This window comes from Bradyrhizobium sp. HKCCYLRH3099 (assembly GCF_051167855.1).
Classification (GTDB): domain Bacteria; phylum Pseudomonadota; class Alphaproteobacteria; order Rhizobiales; family Xanthobacteraceae; genus Bradyrhizobium.
Genome location: NZ_JBNPTW010000027.1, coordinates 55,469 through 76,101 on the forward strand (window position 1 = coordinate 55,469; position 20,633 = coordinate 76,101).

The 20,633-nt window shown below is 66.4% G+C and carries 25 protein-coding genes; 11 read left to right on the plus strand and 14 right to left on the minus strand.

Annotation, left to right across the window (positions count from 1 at the left end):
• The first annotated feature begins 127 nt into the window (after positions 1-127).
• From ACQR1Y_RS33025 to ACQR1Y_RS33035, 3 genes are all read left to right on the plus strand, one after another.
• Positions 128-1,111, plus strand: a complete 984-nt coding sequence (locus ACQR1Y_RS33025) for a Tim44 domain-containing protein (RefSeq protein ID WP_434879740.1) — start codon at positions 128-130, stop codon at positions 1,109-1,111.
• Between the two features lie 174 nt (positions 1,112-1,285).
• Positions 1,286-1,963, plus strand: coding sequence for a lectin (locus tag ACQR1Y_RS33030; RefSeq protein ID WP_434879739.1), 678 nt, complete (start codon positions 1,286-1,288; stop codon positions 1,961-1,963).
• A gap of 55 nt (positions 1,964-2,018) precedes the next feature.
• The gene (locus ACQR1Y_RS33035; RefSeq protein ID WP_434879738.1) at positions 2,019-2,723 is read left to right on the plus strand and encodes a glutathione S-transferase; all 705 of its coding nucleotides are present in this window, start codon (positions 2,019-2,021) and stop codon (positions 2,721-2,723) included.
• Between the two features lie 65 nt (positions 2,724-2,788).
• Here the strand turns inward: ACQR1Y_RS33035 and ACQR1Y_RS33040 are convergent, their stop codons facing one another.
• From ACQR1Y_RS33040 to ACQR1Y_RS33055, 4 genes are all read right to left on the minus strand, one after another.
• Complete coding sequence (locus tag ACQR1Y_RS33040) at positions 2,789-3,001, minus strand: hypothetical protein (protein WP_434860954.1); 213 nt, start codon at positions 2,999-3,001, stop codon at positions 2,789-2,791.
• A gap of 159 nt (positions 3,002-3,160) precedes the next feature.
• Positions 3,161-3,574, minus strand: coding sequence for a hypothetical protein (locus ACQR1Y_RS33045; protein WP_434861064.1), 414 nt, complete (start codon positions 3,572-3,574; stop codon positions 3,161-3,163).
• A 226-nt stretch (positions 3,575-3,800) separates the two neighbouring features.
• Positions 3,801-4,118: a hypothetical protein gene (locus tag ACQR1Y_RS33050; protein ID WP_434879737.1), complete on the minus strand. Its 318-nt coding sequence runs from the start codon at positions 4,116-4,118 to the stop codon at positions 3,801-3,803.
• 171 nt (positions 4,119-4,289) lie between these two features.
• The gene (locus ACQR1Y_RS33055) at positions 4,290-4,463 is read right to left on the minus strand and encodes a hypothetical protein (protein WP_434879736.1); all 174 of its coding nucleotides are present in this window, start codon (positions 4,461-4,463) and stop codon (positions 4,290-4,292) included.
• Positions 4,464-4,509: 46 nt separating this feature from the next.
• Here ACQR1Y_RS33055 and ACQR1Y_RS33060 point away from each other — a divergent pair, with 46 nt between their 5' ends.
• From ACQR1Y_RS33060 to ACQR1Y_RS33070, 3 genes are all read left to right on the plus strand, one after another.
• Entirely contained in the window at positions 4,510-4,746 is a 237-nt protein-coding gene (locus ACQR1Y_RS33060) for a type II toxin-antitoxin system RelE/ParE family toxin (protein WP_434879735.1), read from the plus strand.
• Between the two features lie 275 nt (positions 4,747-5,021).
• Positions 5,022-6,677 carry a fumarate hydratase gene (locus tag ACQR1Y_RS33065; RefSeq protein WP_434879734.1) on the plus strand — a complete coding sequence of 552 codons (1,656 nt, stop codon included), beginning with the start codon at positions 5,022-5,024 and terminating at the stop codon, positions 6,675-6,677.
• A gap of 430 nt (positions 6,678-7,107) precedes the next feature.
• On the plus strand, positions 7,108-7,788 hold the full coding sequence (locus ACQR1Y_RS33070; RefSeq protein ID WP_434861065.1) for a DUF429 domain-containing protein: 681 nt from the start codon (positions 7,108-7,110) through the stop codon (positions 7,786-7,788).
• A gap of 1,052 nt (positions 7,789-8,840) precedes the next feature.
• On the opposite strand, the gene ACQR1Y_RS33075 is transcribed toward ACQR1Y_RS33070, so the two are convergent.
• The 4 genes from ACQR1Y_RS33075 to ACQR1Y_RS33090 form a co-directional block, all read right to left on the minus strand.
• Complete coding sequence (locus ACQR1Y_RS33075; protein ID WP_434860959.1) at positions 8,841-9,137, minus strand: hypothetical protein; 297 nt, start codon at positions 9,135-9,137, stop codon at positions 8,841-8,843.
• A 103-nt stretch (positions 9,138-9,240) separates the two neighbouring features.
• Entirely contained in the window at positions 9,241-9,789 is a 549-nt protein-coding gene (locus tag ACQR1Y_RS33080) for a septation protein IspZ (protein WP_434860960.1), read from the minus strand.
• 24 nt (positions 9,790-9,813) lie between these two features.
• The gene (locus tag ACQR1Y_RS33085; RefSeq protein WP_434879733.1) at positions 9,814-10,398 is read right to left on the minus strand and encodes a hypothetical protein; all 585 of its coding nucleotides are present in this window, start codon (positions 10,396-10,398) and stop codon (positions 9,814-9,816) included.
• 132 nt (positions 10,399-10,530) lie between these two features.
• On the minus strand, positions 10,531-11,940 hold the full coding sequence (locus ACQR1Y_RS33090; protein WP_434879732.1) for a carotenoid oxygenase family protein: 1,410 nt from the start codon (positions 11,938-11,940) through the stop codon (positions 10,531-10,533).
• Positions 11,941-12,061: 121 nt separating this feature from the next.
• Here ACQR1Y_RS33090 and ACQR1Y_RS33095 point away from each other — a divergent pair, with 121 nt between their 5' ends.
• A complete protein-coding gene (locus ACQR1Y_RS33095; protein ID WP_434879731.1) occupies positions 12,062-12,781 on the plus strand; it encodes a TetR/AcrR family transcriptional regulator in 720 nt (239 codons plus the stop codon).
• A 45-nt stretch (positions 12,782-12,826) separates the two neighbouring features.
• On the plus strand, positions 12,827-13,498 hold the full coding sequence (locus ACQR1Y_RS33100; RefSeq protein WP_434879730.1) for a DUF6321 domain-containing protein: 672 nt from the start codon (positions 12,827-12,829) through the stop codon (positions 13,496-13,498).
• 11 nt (positions 13,499-13,509) lie between these two features.
• On the opposite strand, the gene ACQR1Y_RS33105 is transcribed toward ACQR1Y_RS33100, so the two are convergent.
• Positions 13,510-14,058, minus strand: coding sequence for a hypothetical protein (locus ACQR1Y_RS33105; RefSeq protein WP_434879729.1), 549 nt, complete (start codon positions 14,056-14,058; stop codon positions 13,510-13,512).
• A 214-nt stretch (positions 14,059-14,272) separates the two neighbouring features.
• Between ACQR1Y_RS33105 and ACQR1Y_RS33110 the strand changes: the two genes are divergently transcribed.
• Complete coding sequence (locus tag ACQR1Y_RS33110; RefSeq protein WP_434879728.1) at positions 14,273-14,947, plus strand: SET domain-containing protein; 675 nt, start codon at positions 14,273-14,275, stop codon at positions 14,945-14,947.
• Between the two features lie 26 nt (positions 14,948-14,973).
• Here the strand turns inward: ACQR1Y_RS33110 and ACQR1Y_RS33115 are convergent, their stop codons facing one another.
• The 3 genes from ACQR1Y_RS33115 to ACQR1Y_RS33125 form a co-directional block, all read right to left on the minus strand.
• On the minus strand, positions 14,974-15,591 hold the full coding sequence (locus ACQR1Y_RS33115; protein ID WP_434879727.1) for a class I SAM-dependent methyltransferase: 618 nt from the start codon (positions 15,589-15,591) through the stop codon (positions 14,974-14,976).
• A 126-nt stretch (positions 15,592-15,717) separates the two neighbouring features.
• Positions 15,718-16,116, minus strand: coding sequence for a hypothetical protein (locus ACQR1Y_RS33120; protein ID WP_434879726.1), 399 nt, complete (start codon positions 16,114-16,116; stop codon positions 15,718-15,720).
• 33 nt (positions 16,117-16,149) lie between these two features.
• Positions 16,150-16,374, minus strand: coding sequence for a hypothetical protein (locus ACQR1Y_RS33125; RefSeq protein ID WP_434879725.1), 225 nt, complete (start codon positions 16,372-16,374; stop codon positions 16,150-16,152).
• 102 nt (positions 16,375-16,476) lie between these two features.
• On the opposite strand from ACQR1Y_RS33125, the gene ACQR1Y_RS33130 reads away from it, so the two are divergent.
• The gene (locus tag ACQR1Y_RS33130; RefSeq protein ID WP_434879724.1) at positions 16,477-17,292 is read left to right on the plus strand and encodes a helix-turn-helix domain-containing protein; all 816 of its coding nucleotides are present in this window, start codon (positions 16,477-16,479) and stop codon (positions 17,290-17,292) included.
• A gap of 67 nt (positions 17,293-17,359) precedes the next feature.
• Positions 17,360-18,025 (plus strand): DsbA family oxidoreductase, encoded by a 666-nt coding sequence (locus tag ACQR1Y_RS33135; protein ID WP_434879723.1) that lies wholly within the window; start codon positions 17,360-17,362, stop codon positions 18,023-18,025.
• Here ACQR1Y_RS33135 and ACQR1Y_RS33140 read toward each other — a convergent pair.
• Together ACQR1Y_RS33140 and ACQR1Y_RS33145 are read right to left on the minus strand one after the other, a co-directional pair.
• A complete protein-coding gene (locus tag ACQR1Y_RS33140) occupies positions 18,003-19,226 on the minus strand; it encodes a GNAT family N-acetyltransferase (protein WP_434879722.1) in 1,224 nt (407 codons plus the stop codon). The genes ACQR1Y_RS33135 and ACQR1Y_RS33140 overlap by 23 nt on opposite strands.
• Positions 19,227-19,361: 135 nt before the next feature.
• Positions 19,362-20,408, minus strand: coding sequence for an HD-GYP domain-containing protein (locus ACQR1Y_RS33145; protein ID WP_434879721.1), 1,047 nt, complete (start codon positions 20,406-20,408; stop codon positions 19,362-19,364).
• Positions 20,409-20,633 lie beyond the last annotated feature (225 nt).

Sequence of the window (20,633 nt, forward strand, 5' to 3'; positions counted from 1 at the left end):
GAGCGCGTTCATGCCGCGACCCAGCGCCGCAGCCGCGCGGCCTCGTGCCGCCTTCCCTTTTCGCGGGTTGTGCCCACATTACGGGCATCCCCATTCCGGGGACTGATGGGAAACAATGATGAGCTTCATGCAGCGCAAAAGCGGCCTCCTCAAGGCGATGGCCGTGGCCCTTTCCTTGGCGCTGCCGACGGTGCTCGCCGTCTCGGCGGCCGACGCCCGGATCGGCGGCGGCTCCAGCTCGGGCTCCCGCGGCACGCGCACGTTCTCCGCGCCGCCTCCGACCGCAACCGCGCCGGGATCGGCGTCGCAGTTCAATCGCACCATGTCCCAGCCGGGCCAGCCTGGCATGAACACGGCGGCGCCCGCGCGCGGCGGCCTGTTCGGCGGACGCTTCGGTGGCATGCTGGGCGGCCTCGCCGCCGGCTTCCTCGGTGCGGGCCTGTTCGGCATGCTGTTCGGCGGCGGCCTGTTCTCTGGTCTCGGCGGCTTTGCCTCGATCATCGGCCTGATCCTGCAGGTCCTGCTGGTGGTGCTGGTGGTCCGGTTCGCGATGTCCTGGTGGCAGCGCCGCAACCAGCCGGCCTATGCAGCCGGCCCGGCGCCGGGCTCCAATGACAGTCAGCAGAGCTTGCGCTCGGGCCTGAGCGGCCTCGGTGGGGGTCTTGGCGGCGGGTTCGGCGGCTTCGGTGGTGGCAGCAACCAGCCGCCGCTGCAGATCCAGCCGGCCGACTACGAGGCGTTCGAGCGGCTGCTCGGCGAGATCCAGTCGGCCTGGTCGAACGAGGATGTCGGCCGCCTCCGCCTGTTGTCGACGCCCGAGATGGCCTCGTATTTCGAGCGCGACCTCGAGCAGAACCAGGCGCGCGGCGTGGTCAACAAGGTCACCGGCGTGAAGCTGCTGCAGGGCGACCTCGCCGAGTCCTGGCGCGAGGATGGTGCCGACTACGCCACGGTGGCGATGCGGTTCACGCTCGCCGACAAGACTATCGAGCGCGCCTCGGGCCGCGTGGTCGACGGCTCCGACCAGCCGCAGGAGGTCACGGAGATCTGGACCTTCCTGCGCCACCCCGGCGCCGACTGGCAGGTCTCGGCGATCCAGCAGGTCAGCTGAGCCGAGCGATAGGAACGAACATCACGCGCCGCGGAGCAATCCGCGGCGCTTTTGTTTTGCGCTGGCGGAGGCGGAATAATCCGGCCTTCGACGGGTTCCATGCTCACGAACGACATCGCGTCCAAGCGATGCGCCAACACCGTCCAACACACATCGTCCAAGAGGGAGGACATCATGACACCGCTCCGCACCATCATGATCGCGGGCGCGCTGCTCGCCGCAGCACCCGGCCCGATCGCGACCGCCTCGGCCCAGAGCGCAGAGATGAGCTTCTTCCTGACCAGCAACGGCCCCGGCAAGGGCGGCGATCTCGGCGGCCTCGCCGGCGCCGACAAGCACTGCCAGATCCTGGCGCAAGCCGCTGGCGCCGGGGCCAAGACCTGGCGCGCCTATCTCTCGACGCAGGCCGCCGATGGCCAGCCCGCGGTCAACGCGCGCGATCGCATCGGCAAGGGTCCGTGGCAGAACGCCAAGGGGGTGGTCGTCGCCAAGGACGTCGCGGACCTGCACGGCGCATCCAACAACCTCACCAAGCAGACGGCGCTGAGCGAGAAGGGCGAGGTCATCAACGGCCGCGGCGACACGCCGAACCGCCACGATGTGCTCACGGGTTCCCAGGCCGACGGAACGGCCTTTGCGGCCGGCGAGGACCGCACCTGCCGCAACTGGACGAGCTCCACGCAAGGCGCTGCGATGGTCGGCCATTCCGATCGCATCGGGCTGCGCGACGACGAGCCGTCGAGATCGTGGAACACCTCGCATCCCTCGCGCGGTCCCGACGGCGGCTGTTCCCAGGCCGATCTGAAGAGCACCGGTGGCGACGGCCTGCTATACTGCTTCGCGGCGAACTGACACCGCGCGTCCGTCTCCCTCGCATCGTATGGGCGCATCACCTCGAGGATGGCCCATGCGTTACGAGTTGTATTACTGGCCGATGATCCAGGGCCGCGGCGAATATGTCCGGCTCGCGCTGGAGGAGGCGGGCGCCTCCTATCGTGATGTGGCGCGCGAGGAGGGCATCGCGGCGATGACCGCTATGCTGGAGGCGGACAGCGCCACGCCGCCCTTCGCGCCGCCCTTCCTGAAAGCGGGCCGCCGCGTCATCGGCCAGACCGCCAACATCCTGTTCTTCCTCGGCGGCCGCCATGGCCTCGCGCCGAAGGCCGAGGCGGGCCAGCTCTGGGTGCATCAGCTGCAACTCACGATCACCGACTTCGTCGTCGAGATCCACGACACGCATCACCCGCTCGGCCCGACGCTCTACTACGAGGACCAGCGCGCGCCCGCCAAGAAGCGCACCGCCGAGTTCTGGAATGAACGGGTGCCGAAATTCCTCGGCTATTTCGAGCAGATCCTGGCGAAGAGCGGCGGCGCCTACGTCACCGGCCGCAAGCTGACCTATGTCGACCTGTCGCTGTTCCAGATCATCGCCGGCCTGCGCTACGCGTTCCCCAACCGGATGGCCGCGTTCGAACGTCACATTCCCGGCCTCGTCGCGCTGCACGACCGCGTCGCCGCCAGGCCGAACATCGCAGCCTATCTGCAGAGCGAGCGCCGCATCCCCTTCAACGAGGACGGCATCTTCCGCCACTACAAGGCGCTGGATGCGTAGCACGTATGACGGCGGACGCCGAAGGCGCCGCCGTCATACGAAGTTGGCCTGAGGGTGTGGGGTCGTCAGGCGATGATGTCGACGCGCGTGCCCTGACCGGGCGGCAGCGGCGGGCGCTGCGCCTTGTTCTCGGCAGCGTTTTCGTCGCCGGTCTTGTCCGGCTTGAACGACTGCGTCTGTTGGCTCTGCGCCTGCTGCGTCTGAGGCTTGTTCGTCTCGATCGAGACCGGCGGCGGTGAGGGCGGCGCTGATGACGACGAAACGCTCGAAACGGACATGGTCCAGCTCCTCGCTTGGTGTTGGCCCGAGCGTGGCCATGTCCAGCGAAGGAAGCGTCAACCGGATCGCTCGAATTGTCTGCAACTGTGAGTGGCGGCCGCCAATAGTGAACGGCTTGCTGATGGCTTCGCAGAAACCGGCGGCACCCGGGTCCGCGGCTATTGATCCTTGCTGCGGGTGATCGTGATCGAGGATTCCGTCTTGGTCCGGGTGCAGCGCATATCGAGCCGGCGGTAGCGGCTGGGGACGTCGTCGCCGCGGAAGATGCCGAGCCGGCGGTAGCAGCGGTTGACGCCGCGCACCATGTCGTCCTTCGGCAGCGTGAACACGATCGCCGCCGCGCTCGCCATCAGCTCGACGAAGGCCGGCGGCGGCTTGCGGTCGGTTTTCCCGAACAGCTGGTTGGAAAAATTCTTTGACGAGCAGCCGAGCGTGATCTCGCGCGCCTTCGGATGCGCGAGATAAACGGTGCCGGCCGCCGTCTGGCCGATCTTGATGCCCTCGATGCCGTTCCTGAGCTCCTTGGCGACGTCGTCGCACCGATCGGCCCGCGCCGCCTGCGGTGCGAGCATCGCGCCGAGCGCAATGAGAATGGCAAAGATGATGTTGCGGCCAAATGAACACCGGCCGTAGGACACACGAGAAGACTGCATTCAAAATACCCCCGCGCCATTGAAGCCTGCGCGCGAAGGTCATGCAAGCGCGATGCGCCGCGGCCGCACAAGATCGTCGGCCAAATTGACCGCGTGTTGACGGACCGCGGTCACGGGGCCGGGCGGCAGCGGCGCGATCGCTCGCTCAGAACCAGCAGCGGCCGGGATGCGACAGCGAAACGCCAGCGGCGCGGCGTTCGCAGTCGTTGCCGTAGGTCTGGAAGTTACAGCCGCACACCGGCATGTAGATCTTGGTGCAGAATGTCGGCTTGCGGCGGCACACGCCCATCATGTCGAACCGGCCACATTGGCCGGCCGGAAACTCGCAATACAGGCCAGCATTGCATGGGATGCCGGCAAAGCCGCCGCACGCGCGCCCGGGACCGACGGCGCCGGCCGAAGCGGGGAACAGGGTGATCAAGGCCAGGACGAACGTGATTGCAACACAGAGACCTCGGGTCATGACGCCTCCAGGACGAAAATGATTATGACAACAATCTGAGGTTACATAATTCAGCAGCCTCGTGCAATTCGTTTCGCATGTTCGGCTGATGCGCGACGATCCGACATCAGAGTTCGATTGGCCGCGCTTTTCGTTCTCTGATGAAGCTGCTATGTTTCGATGATGACAAGACTACTCGATCAGGCTTTGCAGGAGGTTCAAAGGCTGTCCGCAGACGATCAGAACGCTGCTGCCGGTGCGCTCCTGGACTACGTTAAGCACATGCGCGACGTCCGCCTGACGGATACCCAGCTTGAGGAAGTCCGACGTCGACGGGCCAATCCCGATCGAAAGATCGTGTCCCACGCGGAAGCGCGGGATCGCCTCGGCAGGCTAGGATCCTGATCCCTCTATGAAGCTCGTTTTCGACGATCAGGCCATTGCCGACATCGAAGGCATCTTCAGTTGGATTTCACAGGACAGTCCTGCGGCAGCAAAGGCCGTTGTCGATCGATTGCTGGGCAGCATCGAGTTGCTGATCTCGTTTCCGTCGATGGGCCGTCTGGGCCGCGATCCTGGGACCTTCGAGTGGGTCGTTCCACGGCTCCCGTATCTCGTAGTCTACGAATTCGATCGGCACGCCGGATAGGTTTTGGTCACTGCCGTGTTTCACGGAGCCCAGGATCGAAGTGGAGATGCCGAGGGCTCGCATGAGAGATAGCGGGCTGGCCGCTCCTGCCGACGGCGCGCCGATCGCTGAGCCCGTCCTCTCCCGACAACCACCTATCATTCAGACCAAAGGTGGCATGGTCCCGCCCCGGAACGGCCATGCCGAACCATCTGTTGCGCCCCGACGCCAGGGTGATATCAGACCTGTCAAGACCGCTTTGGGCGGCCGCCTTTAGAACCCCTGCGAGATTCGCCATGAATGCGCCCACCGCTTTCCCCGACCAGTCCAAGCCCGTCCCGCCCTACAAGCACACGCCGCTGTTTCCGCTCGGGCCGGACACCACGCCCTACAAGAAGATCACGACCGAGGGTGTGCGGGTCGAGAAGGTGCTGGGACGCGACATGCTGGTGGTCTCGCGCGAGGCGCTGCGGACCTTGTCGGAAGCAGCGTTCGGTGAGATCAACCACTTCCTGCGCCCCGGGCATCTGAAGCAGTTGCGCAGCATCCTCGACGATGCCGAGGCCAGCCCGAACGACAAGTTCGTCGCGCTCGACTTCCTGAAGAACGCCAACATCTCCGCCGGCGGCGTGCTGCCGATGTGCCAGGATACCGGCACCGCGATCATCATGGGCAAGAAGGGCTGCAACGTCATCACCGACGGTGACGACGAGGCCGCGCTCTCCGAAGGCGCGCGCGACGCATACTTGCGCCGCAATCTCCGCTACTCGCAGGTCGCGCCGCTCTCGATGTACGAGGAGAAGAACACCGCCAACAACATGCCGGCGCAGACCGAGATCTACGCCGAAGGCGAGGACGCCTACAAGTTCATGTTCATGGCCAAGGGCGGCGGCTCGGCCAACAAGAGCTTCCTGTTCCAGGCGACGCCCTCGGTACTCACCAAGGACCGGCTGCTGGCGTTCCTGAAGGAGAAGATCCTGACGCTCGGCACCGCCGCGTGCCCGCCTTATCACCTCGCCATCGTGATCGGCGGCACCTCGGCCGAATTGTGCATGAAGACGGTCAAGCTCGCCTCCGCGCGCTATCTCGACGCGCTGCCGACGCAAGGCTCCGCTGATGGCAACGCCTTCCGCGACGTCGAGATGGAGCAGGAAATCCACAAGATGACGCAGTCGCTCGGCGTCGGCGCGCAGTTCGGCGGCAAGTATTTCTGCCACGACGTCCGCGTCATCCGCATGCCGCGCCACGGCGCAAGCTTGCCGATCGGTCTCGGCGTGTCGTGCTCGGCCGACCGCCAGGTGCTCGGCAAGATCACCAAGGACGGCGTCTATCTCGAGGAGCTCGAGCATCACCCGGCGCAGTATTTGCCGGAGGTCGAGCAGGCGCTCGGCGGCGAGGTCGTGAAGATCGATCTGAACCAGCCGATGAAGGACATCCTCGCCACGCTGTCGAAGAACCCGATCAAGACCCGGCTGTCGCTGACCGGCACCATGATCGTCGCCCGCGACGCCGCGCATGCCAAGCTGCGCGAGCGCCTCGACCGTGGCGAGCCGCTGCCGGACTACTTCAAGAACCATCCGGTCTACTACGCCGGTCCGGCCAAGACCCCCGACGGCTACGCCTCCGGCGCGTTCGGCCCGACCACGGCGGGCCGCATGGATTCCTTCGTCGATCAGTTCCAGGCCGCCGGCGGCTCGATGGTGATGGTTGCCAAGGGCAACCGCGCCCCGGCCGTGCGCGAAGCCTGCAAGAAGCACGGCGGCTTCTATCTCGGCTCGATCGGCGGCGCCGCGGCGAACCTCGCCGAGCACTGCATCAAGAAGGTCGAGGTCGTCGAATATCCCGAGCTCGGCATGGAAGCCATCTGGCGCATCGAGGTCGTCGACTTCCCGGCCTTCATCATCATCGACGACAAGGGCAACGACTTCTTCAAGGAGCTGAACCTCGGCTGAGGCGAGGCTCGGGTGGTGTGTGCTGCAGCGGCCGGGAGCGATCCCGGCCGTTGGCGTGAGGAGGTGGGCAAGCTGAGTGCCGCGTGACGAATGCTCCAACTGGGCGTAGGAGCCGTGATGTTGCGGCCCGAACGGTGCGCTCCCCTCCCCCCTTGCGGGGAGGGGTCGGGGGTGGGGGTCCACACATCCCGCTCTGTCGTTGGGTAACAGATCACGACGTGCGAAACGGACAGGCTCTCTCGATGATCTTTCGATGTGCCCTCCATCTAGTTCATCGCCCGGAGACCCCCACCCCCGACCCCTCCCCGCAAGGGGGAGGGGAGCGCACCGCCGGTGTGGTGGCGAGCTCGGCTCGAACTCGTGAGTGGCTGAGCTCACTTCGCTGGAAAAAACAGGCAACGCGCCAGGACGCTTTTGATAGTTGAACGCGATGCATCCCGACCGCTTCCTCGGCCTCGACGGCTTCTCGCGCGGTTGGGTCGCCGTGTCGATCGACGGCGATCAACGCGACATCGCGTTCCCCGCTGACATCGCCACCGCCCTCGCATCCGCCTTCACCCGCGCCGCCATCGACATCCCGATCGGCATGACCGACGACGGCACCCGCGCCTGCGATCTGCTCGCGCGCGACAAGCTCGCGCCGCACCGCTCCCGCGTGTTCACCGGTGCGCGGCGTTGGCTGTGGGAGAACTACACCGATCCGGATGAAGCGAACCTCGAAGCCACACGTCGCGGCCAGCCGCGCGCCTCGCGGCAGCTCTGGCATCTCGGCCGCAAGATCATGGAGGTCGATGCCTTCGTCCGCGCGCATCGCGACCGCGACATCCGCGAGGCGCACCCGGAGCTGGTGTTCCTGCGCCTCAACGGCGCGCCGCTGCCGTCGAAGAAGACGGAGCAGGGGGCCAGGCTGCGGCGCGACCTGTTGGTTGCCGCGGGCTTCGCGTCCATCGACGACTGGCTGACCCATGCACGCCGCGGCACCGGCGCCAAGCCCGACGACGTGCTCGACGCCTGCGCGGTGGCGCTCGCTGCCCGCGATGGCGCCGGCTGCGTGCCGGAGGGCGAGCCGCCGCGCGATGCGCATGAGGTGGCGATGCAGATTTGGTTCTGAGTTAGTGGACACTGGTGCGGCCACGCCCTCCGCCGTCATTCCGGGGCGGCGCGCGCAGCGCGGCGAGCCCGGAATCCATCAGGCCGCGCGAACTGCCGCCAAATGGATTCCGGGCTCGTGCCTCCGCCTTCGCTCTTCGAGCTGCGGCGGACGCACGCCCCGGAATGACGGCGGAGGGGTCGTCGCGCCCGTCAGATCAAACCTCACGCGGGCGATGCGCGAGTCTGTTCCGAAAAATAAAAATCACTTGCCAATTTTCGGAAATCATGATTATCTTCCCGCATCCCGTCCCACCGAAGGGGCGTTGCGCGCGATCGTCACGACACGCGGGGCGGGGAGCGGTGGCCGCGATCATGTCGCAGCGTGTCCTCGGATGCGCGGACGAACGGCATGGCGCGGACGTGAAGTCGCAGCGTGCTGACACCCCGATGCTGGTGTCCCCTGCGGCAATGCGCAAGCATTGTCGCGGCATGGTGGCCAACAAGCCCGGCGCACCAGGCAGACTGCGTATAAGCGTGAAGACCACCGCGCAGGGAAGGCCGGGCGTTGTCCGGCTGCACCTGTGGTACCTGCCGCCTGCATTCTTTCTCGCAGGCGGGCCGCAGGCGTCAGCCGACGCCTGGCCTTCCCTGCGCCCTTCGCCTTGATCGAGGGGCATGCCGATGCATCACCCGGGCGTTATCCGCTGCGGGAATGCGGACGCTTGTCCGGGCTGTTTGAAATGTGAAGCAGGATTGCCTGGGGCAGAAAACACTGTCGTCCCGGCCTCGCGCCGGGACCCATACGCCGCGGCGGATGTGATGGGCAAAAAGCCAATCGCCAGCGTGCCTCAAACGGCTCCCTGGGGGTATGGGTCCCGGCTCAGGGCCGGGACGACGGCGGAGCAAGTCGATGGAGCGCAGAAGCGTAGGGTGGGCAAAGCGGCCGCCGTAGGCGGCCGTGTGCCCACCGTCTGTCGACGCATGCGGTAGCAATGGTGGGCACGGCGCGAGTGCGGTCTCGCCCTTGATCAGGCAGCTTGGCGCGCCTTTGCCCGCCCTACAAAGCGCGGCTTAGCCGCGCGCGCCGGTGAAGGGGAAGCTGCCCATGAAGCCGATGCCCATTTCGCCGGAGATGGTGTCGCCGGCGACCTTGCCCTTGAAGTCGAGCGTCAGCGGCATCGGGCTCGTGATCGAGACCTTCCAGGAAACGTCGTCGCCATTGACGGTGCCGTCGAAGATCTCGGCGGAATCGCCTTCGGCCGCCTGGGTGCCGGTCAGCGTGGAGCCTGAACTCTTCAGGCTCAGGGTCGCGCTGCGCTCGCCCATCGGCGTGTTCAAGGTCAGATTCCAGTTGCCGTCCACAGCCATCGATCGTTCTCCTGGCGTTGCCATCCCGGGCCCCGAAGCAGCCTTAGAGGGGGCCTTCGGCCGCCCCTATAGCGCATCTTCGCTGATAAGCCCAATGCGGCGATCAGGCCCGCGCCGCCCGCAGGCGGCTGGCGATCACGAAACGGAAGGCGATGAATTGCAGCGCGAACGCCGCGACCTTGGCGGCGGCGGTGAGTCCCATGTAGATCGCCCACAGCTTGACGTCGCCGGTCATCGCCACGCCGATCGTGCCGAGGCCGAGCGCGAACATCAGCGCCGCCCAGGCATAGCCGGCCACGGTGACGTATTCGGGAATGGTCTCCGCCACCATCGGCGGAACGTAGCGCAGCATCCAGCCGCGCTTGAGCATGATCAGGCCGATCGCAAAGTGCCCGATGGCCGGCTTGGCGAACATGAAGCGGGGGTCGTTGGTGAGCAGCGTGACGCTGCCGAGCACCACGACCAGGGCGATGCTGGCATAGGCCATGAAGCCGAGGCTGTGACCCTTGATTCGGGCCCAGACCACCTGGACGATGGCGACGGTGACGGCGCTTGCGGTCGCCAGCACGACGTCGTCGGTGGCGAGGTAGAGAATGAAGAAGACCGCGGCGGAGAGAAAATCTGCGGTCAGCCTCACGAATACGTCTTTCACGCCTGTCTCCCTGGAGAGCAACACTTATCGATCTTGGCCGGACATTGCGGCGGCAGTCTGCGCAGCGATGTCCTTTGTCCTACGATACTCAGGATACCAGCGCGTGAAATAAAGTGCACTGTTGCGGGCAGCGAAGGCAATGGCGAGGCCGGTCCAATAGGGCAGGCCGGGGACATAGAGCGTCATCAGGTTGCCGACGATCATCAACAGCGCCGACGCCGTCCAGGCGCCGGTGATGATGTAATTGGCGCGCAGAAAGCCTGGAATTGCCGCGGTTTCCGGCGGCACCACCTCCAGCGCGTATTGCAGCGTGAACGGCCTGCGCAGCACGATCGAGCCGAGCGACAGCGCGAAAATGCCGCAGTCGACCGTAAGCCGCACCGCCGAGGTGCTCATGGCCGGCTCGATGGCGGTGAGGTAGGCGGCTACAGCCGCGAAGATCGCGGCCGAGCCGAGTCCCAGAATCTTGATCGACCGTCCCTTGGCGATGTCCAGCGCGACGATCGCCAGACACAGTCCGGCGCCGACCAGCAGGCTGAGCGTGGCGGAGACCATCATCATCAGCGCGGCGTAGACGCCGTAGGGCGCAAGAATCAGGAACAGGGTCATCGACGGCTCCTCCCGAGCCAATCTTTACAGTGGCAAGATGACCTTATGGGGTGACGGTGAGGCGGTCAAGCTGAATCTTGACAGTGTCAAAATAACGTGAGGCCCGGTTGAATGGAGGCTCTGTCGATGATCTCAGGCTCCGACCCAATTGCCGTGGAAGCCGTCGGGCACCCGATGACCGAGATGGACCAATGCGACGGGACCGCGGCCGATGTCGGTGGCGTTGAACACGGCGAGGTCGCTGGTGTTGGTCGCAGCGCGCCAGACCACGCTGAGCAGCCAGCCGTCGGCTTCGGCGGCGTCGGCGCTGCGCGGGACGAACACCGGCTCGGACAGGGTGTCGCCGTCCGGCAGCAGATGCGTGGCGCGCCGCGTGCCGGCGCCGTCGACATGCGCAAGGCCGGAGAGGCCGCCGAACAACGGCCCGTCCGGGTTGGCGCAGGCGTACCAGCCATGGCGGCTCGCGAGCCCGGCCCTGCGGTCGTCGATGCGCGGGAATTCGCCGGTGAGATCGTCGAGATAGGTCTGCGTGAAGCGGTCGCTGTTGCCGGCGAGGTCGAAGCTCCAGCGGCACAGCCGCGCAACGGCTTTCGTCGGATCGGTCGGCCGGCCGTCGGGATGCGGAAACAGCGGCGCCTCCTCGAACTGCATCACGTCGGCTGTGATGCGGTCACCGTCGTCCCAAGCATTCATGATGTGGAAGACGTAGCAGGCATCGCCGCGAAACCAGACGATGTCCTTGACGTCGCCGCCGCGCTTCATGACGCCGACATAGGCGCCCTTGTCGGGCTCCCAGGCGTAAGGCGGCTTGCCGGACATCGCGCGCTCCAGGCTGCCGGTGAGCGGCAGGATCGGAAACAGCACGTGGTTCGCGGTGACGATGAAGTCATGCACCATGCTGGCATAGGGCGCCTCGAAGCGGCTGAGGCGTGTGAGTGTGCCGTCGGCATCGACGGTGCCGTAGGTCAGGGCGGGCGTGAGCGGACCGCTCGCGTTGTAGCCGAAGAACAGCAATTCGCCGGTGACCGGATCGGTCTTCGGATGCGCGGTGAAGGCGCCGCGCAGGCGGCCGCCGAAATCCTGATAGCCTTTGGTTGCGAGTGTGACGGGCTCGATCTCGGTCGGCAGGTGCGCCTCTTCGAGCGCGAGCAGCTTGCCCGCATGGGAAATGATGTTGGTGTTGGCGACGCCGCCATCGGTCACGTCGGCCGGCGCGTCGGCGAGCCGGCGGCCGAAGCCGCCGAACAGCGCGCGGCCGGCCTTGCGCTCGGCCTCGAATTTCGGCGTGCGGACCCAGCGGTTGCGATAGGAGGCGCGGCCGTTCTCGATATGGAAGGCGTGCAGCATGCCGTCGCCGACGAACCAGTGAGCGCCGGGCGAGTCGAATTGCGGGTTCGGGCCGTTGCGATAGAGCGTGCCGTTGAGCTCGCGCGGCAGTTCGCCGGTGATCTTGAGAAATGGCGCGTCGCACTCGAACGGGATCGGCGCGATGTTGTCGCGCCGCGTATGGCGCTGGGCCGTGCTCTGCAACTGGATGGTCATGGCGCGGCCTTCCTCCGGTTCTTGCAGTTATCTTTACGATGTCAAGATAAAGCTACTGACAGGGCCGGGGCAGGTCAAGTCGAATCTTTACGCTGTCAAAATTGTTTGTATAAGGAGATTCATGACCACGAAGATCGATCAGGTGCGGGCGCAGCGCCGCCGAATAGCGACAGAACAGGTCCGGACGCGAACGCGCCGTACGTCGAGCCCGGGCGAGCAGGGCGCGCCCTATCATCATGGCGCGCTGCGCGATGCGCTGCTCGAAGCGGCCGAGCGCGTGCTGGAGCGCGACGGGCTCGCCGGACTGACGTTGCGGGCGGTGGCGCGCGAGGCCGGTGTGTCGCATGCGGCGCCGACGCATCACTTTGGCGATCTCACCGGTCTCGTCAGCGAGCTCGCGGCGATCGGCTTCACGCGCTTCAACGCGGCCATGAAGGCGGCGGGCGAGCAGCCGGGCACGCCGATCGAGCGCGCGATGGGGCGGGCGCGCGCCTATGTCGCTTACGCCCAGGCCAATCCCGGCATGTACGGGCTGATGTTCCGGACCGAGCGGCTCGATTATTCCCGGCCTTCGCTGCACGAGGCGGCGGAAGCCTCGTTCGCCGGCCTCGCCGGTTCGGTGGCGTCGCGCGGCGAAGGCCATGTGGGCGACGAGGAATTGTCGCTCGAACAATCCGCCGCCATCGCACGCGCCTGGTCGCTTGTGCACGGCTATACGATGCTGCTGCTCGATGGCCGTCTCGCCGACATCCTGCGCCGCTCGCCCGCGGGCACGACGGCCGAGTCGCTGTTGGAGGCGATGCTGCGTGCCACGGTACCGAAGCTGCCGCCGGGCGCGTAGCTCGACGCAGCGGAAACCGGGGCAGGGGTCATGCGTTGGTGGCGCATGGCACGAACACCGCGCGCTCCCTGGAGCAAGGCCAACCCGCGCAAGCGCGCCGGCAAGGCCTCCACCCATCTGACGCCGGCCGAAAAGGCCAAGGCCAAGGCGCGCGCCAAGCGCGCCGGCCGGCGCTATCCCAATCTAGTCGACAACATGCGCGTCGCAGCCAAGAAGGCCACGAAGACCAAGACCAGCGGTCGCAAGCGCACCGCGAAGTCGAAGACAGCGAAGACGACGCGCGCGGCAGCGTCGTCCAAGAAGCACACCGCGAAGCGGGCGACAAAGCGCAGCACAGGCCGCTCCGGGGCACGCAAGACGAAGCGCAAGACAGCGAGCCGCGCGCGCGAGAAAGATCCGCGCGGCGGACTGACGGCAGCCGGGCGCAAGGCCTTCGCGAAGCGCGACGGCGCGCATCTCAAGCCGGGCGTCACCAAGAAGGCATCCGAAATGACGCCGCAGGAGATGCGCCGCAAGGGCAGCTGGGCGGTGCGGTTCTACGGGCGCGAGAAGTTGCCGCCGCTGGTCGATGCCGACGGACAGCCGACGCGGCTTGCGCTGTCGGCGCATGCCTGGGGCGAGCCGGTGCCGCGGACCGTCGCGGCGGCCCGCCGGATCGCTGCGAAAGGCGAGCGGCTGCTCGCCCGCTATCACCGGCTCAAGGACAAGCGTGCCTGACTCACGAAGGGCTAGCGCTTTGGGAGCGCCAGATCGACGGCGCGGCCGCGGTTGCCTGCGACCTTCACCTTGTCCTTGCCGCAGGCGAAGCCGCGCGCGCTCTCATCTGCGACCTGCCGCGCCAGTTCGTTGGCGTTGGGATTGGCGGCGGCATCGATATAGGCGACGTGGCACACTGGGCCCGGCGGCAGCCGCGTCACGATCAGCATCGGCTTGTTGGTCGGACCCGCCTTGCCCTGATCGTCATTGTCCGCGATCTGCCAGCGCTGGATGATCGCAAACGGCTTGCGGTCGGCCATCCGCCATTCGATCGTGGGGCCGGCCGAGTTGAACGGTCCAAAGAAGGTCTCCGCGGCCGGCTCCTTGGCGGCGGCACGGGCGTTGCGACCGACCGAGACGGTCTGGCGCAGATCGTCCTCGTTGACGAGGACGATCAGGCCGTCCTTGCCGGGGCAGGTCTGGGTCGAGCTGTCCCCCTCGGGCTTGCCGACCGTACGGCAATCCTTCTCCGCCGCGGACGTGTAGGCGCTCGCGATGGTCTCGGCCGCGGCCTGGTTCATCCACACGCTGCAGAACATGACTGCAGCACTGATTCGCAGCGCCGCGCCAAGGGTGAGACATTTGGACATGTGAGGGCCCGTGAAGTCAGGAACTCGTCGAGCAGTCGACGCTGCAAGCTGGGGACGGCGCGCCGCAGCGGTGGGAAACACCTGACAGCGCCGCGATTTTATCCTAGAACGGCCCCCTCGCGAGGTCCATCTCAACTCATCGCTCATGCCTGTCATCCCGCCGTCCAAACCCTATCGCATCGGCCGCTCCAAGACGGGGCTCGGCCTGTTCGCCACCCAGCCGATCAAGAAGGGCACCAAGATCATCCGTTATTTCGGTCCGTTGCTGGACTCGAAAAAGGCGGAAGAAGACGCGATCGAGAACAAATATCTGTTCGAGCTCGACAAGCGCTGGACCATCGACGGCTCGATCCGCGAGAACGTCGCCCGCTACATCAATCACTCCTGCAAGCCGAACGCCGAGTCCGACGTCAAGCCGCGCAAGAAGAAGATCTTCATCCGGGCGATCAAGAACATCGCGCCGGGCGACGAGATCAACTACGATTACGGCACCGACTATTTCAAAGCCTATCTGAAGCCGATCGGCTGCAAGTGCGAGGCCTGCGAGAAGAAGCGCGCGAAGAAGAAGGCCGAGGCGCGTGCCGAGCGGGCGCAGGAGAAGGCCAAGGAAAAGGCCAAGGACGCGCGCAAGGCCGAGAAGAAGTCCCGGAAAGAGTCGGAGAAGCTCGCCAAGGACAAGGCCAAGCAGCGGGCGAAGGCCAAGGCCAGCATGGACAAGGCGGCCAAGAGCCGCGGCAAAACTCGTGGCAAGACCAAGCGCGCCGCAGGCGGTCTCACCAAGCGTCCCAAGACCAAGTCCAGCACCGCGAAAGCGGCCTGATCCCGCTTGCGGGGTTTGCCGGCCTGTCAGGGCCGTCTGGCAAAAGCCAGCGTCGTCCAGCTCACGCCAGCGGCCTGGTTCGCAACGCCCACCGATGCAGTCTGACGTTTGAGCTCGAGGTCCAGGCCGAGCTGTCGCATCGGCGCAACGACCGCTGCCGCATCGACCTCGAACATTCGGCGGCCCGGCGGGATCGGTCCGTGCCGCAAAGTCATGATCAGCGTGCCGCCCGGCGCGACCTGCGTCGCGATGTTGGGAAGCGCGCGTCGCCGCTGCGCGTCGTCGAGATGCATGAGGACGGCCGTCAACATGACGAGATCGAACGGCTCGTCACGGGCGGACAGCGCCGCAAGGTCGGGCAGGCTGTCATCGATCCAGGTGATGGCCGGCGAGGCATGAAGCCGCATCGCGCGAATTCGCAGCGCCTCAGTCGGCTCGACAGCGACCACTCGATGTCCAAGGCCTGCCAACCAGGCAGCGTCGCGCCCGGTCCCCGCGCCGATGTCGAGCACGCGGGCGGGCGTCCTCGGCAGCAGATGAAGCACCGCCGCGTGCACCTGTTGCGGCGGAATGTTTTCGTAGCGCACGAACAACTGATCGGCCTCGGCGGCGTAGCCTTCCGTTCCGCTGACCTGCGGCTGCATCGCTGCGATCTCCTGTCGATGCGCGACTATGCAGGAGATACGCCGGGCACGCATGTCCTCATTTCGGTTCGGAGGCGAGCGCCTGGCCGGTCGATACGGCCGGCCGGCGCTCACCACCGATCGGCCTCAGGCCGCGACCGCGCCGGCGCTGCGGCGCAGGCCCATATACTGCAGCTCGGCGAACACGCCGGTGCCGACCGCCTGCGCCGCGATGAAGATCTCGCCCAGGACGTTCGGCGTGACGAGGCCGGAGAACAACAGCGCGATGCTGCCGACCGTCCATGCGGCATTGCCGGCGATCACCAGCATGACCAACGGCTTTGCGACTGTTGCGCGCGTGCCGAGCCAGCCGACGAAGCCTGCATAGACGATGAGGAACAGGCCGGTCTCCCGCAGCAGCGCCTCGGGCAGTTGCATCAGCGCAGCGAGCGGCGATGCATCGAAGGTCAGCGCGAGTCCGGCGACACCGCTGAACACGGCATCGGCGATGAGGGCGCGGCGGAGCAGGGTGGACGAGGTGATCATGTCGGGTCTCCTTCGTTTGGGGCGGTGGACGGTTCAACGGAACCAGGCGAGGAGCTGACGGCGCAGGCGCGCCGGGCGCAGCGAGCGTGCGGCCCGGATCTCGATCTCGGTGACCTGCGCGAAGACGAGGCTGCCGGTGACGTGCAGCAGCGGCTCCGGCAGGTTGAGCGAGCGCGCCAGGAGCGAGGTGGCAAGTCCCGCCATCCAGCGGCTGACGGCGCCGAATGGAAAGGTCGTGGACTTGCCCGGTTTGCTCATCGGTCATCTCCTGTGGTGATGACGATGGCCCGGCGGAGGAGGCATTTCGATTACCTCGCACGTCATGGTGGCGCTGACGTCTGCGTGATAGGTCTTCCGTCCATGACACAGCTTGCTTCGGCGCGTGCCGACCGCGCCAAACCCGTTCATGTCGGCGAGCATCTGCGGCAGTGGCGGCAGCGCCGGCATCTCAGCCAGCTCGACCTCGCGCTCGATGCGGAGATCTCGGCGCGACATCTGAGCTTCGTGGAGACTGGCCGCGCCGCGCCGTCGCGCGACATGGTCCTCAAGCTGGCAGAGCGATTGGACGTGCCCCTGCGTGAGCGCAACGTGCTGCTGGTCGCTGCGGGCTATGCGCCGGCGTTCCAGCAGCGCTCCCTCGACGATCCCGCGCTGAAGCCGGCGCGCGAGGCGATGAACCTTGTGCTCAAGGCGCATGAGCCGAACCCTGCGCTCGCGGTCGATCGTCATTGGAACCTCGTTGCGGCCAACCGCATGATTGCGCCGCTGCTCGCGGGCATTCCGGAGCGGCTGCTCGCGCCGCCGCTCAACGTGCTGCGGGTGGCGCTGCATCCTGACGGGCTCGCCTCACGCACCGCCAATCTCGCCGAATGGAGCGGACATCTGCTGGAGCGATTGCACCGGCAATGCGAGGCCACCGCCGATGCCGAGTTGCTGAAACTGTATCAGGAGTTGAAATCCTATCCGCTGCCGGCGCGATCCGCGCCGCTCGCCGCCGATAGCGTGGCGATCCCGTTCCGGCTGCGGATGGGCGATGATGTCCTGAGCTTCTTCTCGACGACCATGGTGTTCGGCACGCCCGTCGACATCACGCTGTCGGAGCTGGCGCTGGAGACCTTCTTCCCGGCCGATGAGCTCACCGCCGGCAGGCTGAAGGAGATGGTTACCCCGCCGTGACTCCCGCTTGTCCTGGCCGCGTATGGCCTTATCTTGGGTGAACCGCACGCCAAACTCGGAGCGAGGCATGAGCACCTTGAAGCCGCTGATCATCGACGTCGTGTCCGACGTCGTCTGCCCTTGGTGCTATATCGGCAAGCGCCGGATCGAGGAGGCGCTGAAGCTCGTGCCGGACGTCCCGGTCGCGTTGAACTACCGGCCGTTCTTCCTCAATCCCTGGGTGCCGCGCGAGGGCATCAGCCGCGAGCAGTATCTGACGACGAAGTTCGGTTCGGTCGAGGCCTACAAGGGCATCGCGGGCCGCGTGGTCGCGGCCGCCGAGCAGGAGGGGCTGAGCTACCGGCCGGATCTGGTCGCGCGCCAGCCCAACACGATCGATTGCCACCGGTTGATCCGCTGGGCCGGCGAGATCGGCAAGGCGCCGGAGATGAAGCAGCGGCTGATGGAATTGTACTTCCGCGACGGCGGCGATCTCACCGACACCGAGGTGCTGGTGCAGGCCGCCGCGGATATCGGGCTCAATCCTGATGTCGTCCGCAAGATGCTGGGGACCGACGAGGACGTCGAACTTGTGTCGGCCCAGGCCCAGGAGGCGGCGGAGAAGGGCATCTCCGGCGTGCCGACCTACGTCTTCGCGCAGAAATACGCGGTGTCCGGCGCGCAGGACCCGCAGATGCTGGCGCGCGCCATCCGCCAGGTGTCGGCCGAGGTCAATGCCGAGGCGGCCGAGTAGCGGCCCGGCCTTTTCGCAGGGCGCGGAGCAGATGCACCCCGCGACGCGCCAGCGCCAATCCTTCGCGGCGCGCCGCCAGCGCGGCGTGAACGAGTTCGACGGCGGCATCGCGCTGGTGGAGCGGGATCAGCACGTCACCGATCGCCAGGCGGCCGCGCCAGATCGGATTGATCATCGGATGATCGGGGCCGGCGGTGGAATCCGCCGAACGGATCGCGGGATCGCTGCAGAGATGGCGCGTCAGATCCAGCGTCAGCTGGACGCCGGGCGAGTATTTCGCGAAGCGCTCGTCGACGCCGAGCTTGAAGAAGAACGCGCGGCTGCGATGGCGCAGCACGACGCCCGCGGCCACGGCGATCTCGCCGGCGTGCAGACGGATGATCTCGCAGGCGCCCTCCTGCGCGAGCGCCGGCACCGCGCGGCGGATGAACGCCGCGTCGCCGTCATGCTGGATCAGCGCCGTGCCGCGCTGTCCCTTCCAGCCGCCGGCCTCCAGCGCGAGAAATATCTCGAGCGCAGCAGCGGCTTCATCGGGCGCGCGCGCGACCTCGAACCTGATCTCGCCATGCTCGGCCAGCCGATGACGCTGCCTGCGCAGCTCCTTCATCTTCTTGGCCCCCAGCGCTTCCTGCAGCACCGTCTCCCCATCCCCCGTCGCATCGAGCAACGCCCGCTCGTAGGATTGCAGGACTCGCGGGCGCAAGCCGTCGCGGCGCAGTACGGCGTCGAAGGCCTGCATGACCGGGCCGGCGATGGACATGTCGCGCAGCAGGAGGGCACGTGCGCCGGTGCGCCGGGCCGCGGCGAGCAGGTGCGCTGCCGCCACCTCCGCGCTGTCGGCGTCAAGCAGCGGCGTGCACAGGGTGCCATAGGGATGGCCGCTGGCGAGAGCGGGCAGCGGCAGCCGGTAGGCGCGCCACAACGAGGTGACCGGCATCAGGCCGATCAGGCGCGACGGCTCGTCCGTGTCGAAGGCGCACAGCGCCGAGGTGCCGGTGCGGCCGCGGGCCGAGGCATTCACCGCGCGTTCCCAGCCGGGCAGATAGTAGCCGTTGGGTTCGAGCGCGCGGTCGGCCAGATCGCGCCAGGCCTGCTCGGAGGCACTTTCGAGCGGCACCAGGCCGCGCACGAGCGGCTCCGTGTGCCGCTCCCTGATGTTGGTCGAAGCAGGCCCAATTGCGCGATCGATGATGTCTGCCACGTCCCGAAGTCCCCTGGCGGCGCGCGATTGCGCGCGCGGCGTGCGGCAGAGACTAGCGCAAAGCCCACAAGAGACGCTTGTCGCCGCCCGACAATTCGAGCCGTTGCGTTAACGGCCCGTTCAGCACGTCGGCATTCAGCGGATGAGCGCTACCTCGCGGAAGGCGCCGATCAACGGCTTTTCGAGCTTGCCCTCCATGCTCTGGAGAATCTCGTAGGCCTTCTCGCGCGCCATCACCGGCTTGTAGCTGCGATACTCGATCAGCGCCGAGAAGATGTCGGAGATGGTGAGGATGCGCGTCAGGTCGGGAATGTTGTTGGCCATCAACCCGTCCGGATAACCGCTGCCATCGAGAAATTCGTGATGATGGCGCACCGCCTTCAGCACTTCCTCGGTGATCGCGGTGTTGTCCTTCAGCGCTTCGTAGCCGGCCGCCGGATGGGTTTCGACGAGCGCGCGTTCCTTGCCATCGAGCTTGCCCGGCTTGTCGAGGACGGCGAGCGGAATCCTGGCCTTGCCGATGTCGTGAAACATCGCGGCCATGTAGAGCCGCTCGAGATCGGTGCTGTTGACACCGAGGCTCAGGCCGAAATCGACCGTGACGCCGGTGACCAGCAGGCAATGCTGATAGGTGCCTTCATGATGGCGGCGCACGGTGGCCAGCCAGTCGGAGAGGCCGTTTTCCGCGATGCAATCGGCGATCCGCTTGCCGGCGCGGCGCGTCTCCTCGATGTCGATCTCCGCACCGCCCAGGACCGCCGCAAACATCGACGCGATGCAGCCCGCACCCGTAAACGCGGCCTGGCGGTCGTCCACGACGACGCTCTTGGCAGCCGGGCTCGGCCGCGCATCGAGCAGCTTGCCCAGCAACTGATTGCGACTCGGTGTGCTCGACAGCACGCTCGTGGCGCCGAGCGCATAGGCCTGTACGGTCGACAGGCGCGATTTGTTGTTGGTCAGGAAAATTCGACGCGGGATGCGCGACAGCCGGTCGGAGATTTCCTTCAATGCGGTGATGTTGTCGACGTCGCGCAAATCCGCGGCAACGACGATGGCATCGATATTGCCGCCTTTGAGATCGGCATCCGAGATCAACTCGGTTGTAAGCGAGCAGCGTTCAGCCAGCATGCCTCGCAGCAGCGCGAGCTTGGCCGAGTCATCGCCGACGAGATGAACGTTCATGAAAGAACCAAGTCCCAGGGCAATATGCACGTAGTCGGATAGATGATCCCCAGGAAACGTTAAATTTGACCCATTCGTTCGCTAGCCGGTTCCGTGTTTGCGTTAGCTAAGAACTAACAATGTCCACGTTGAAGGTACCAGGGTCCCTTAGTTCAAAGAGCCTGACGGGCGTGCGGTAAAATGCGACGGCGGTGCTCATTCCCCCGACGAAATGCGCGGCCATCG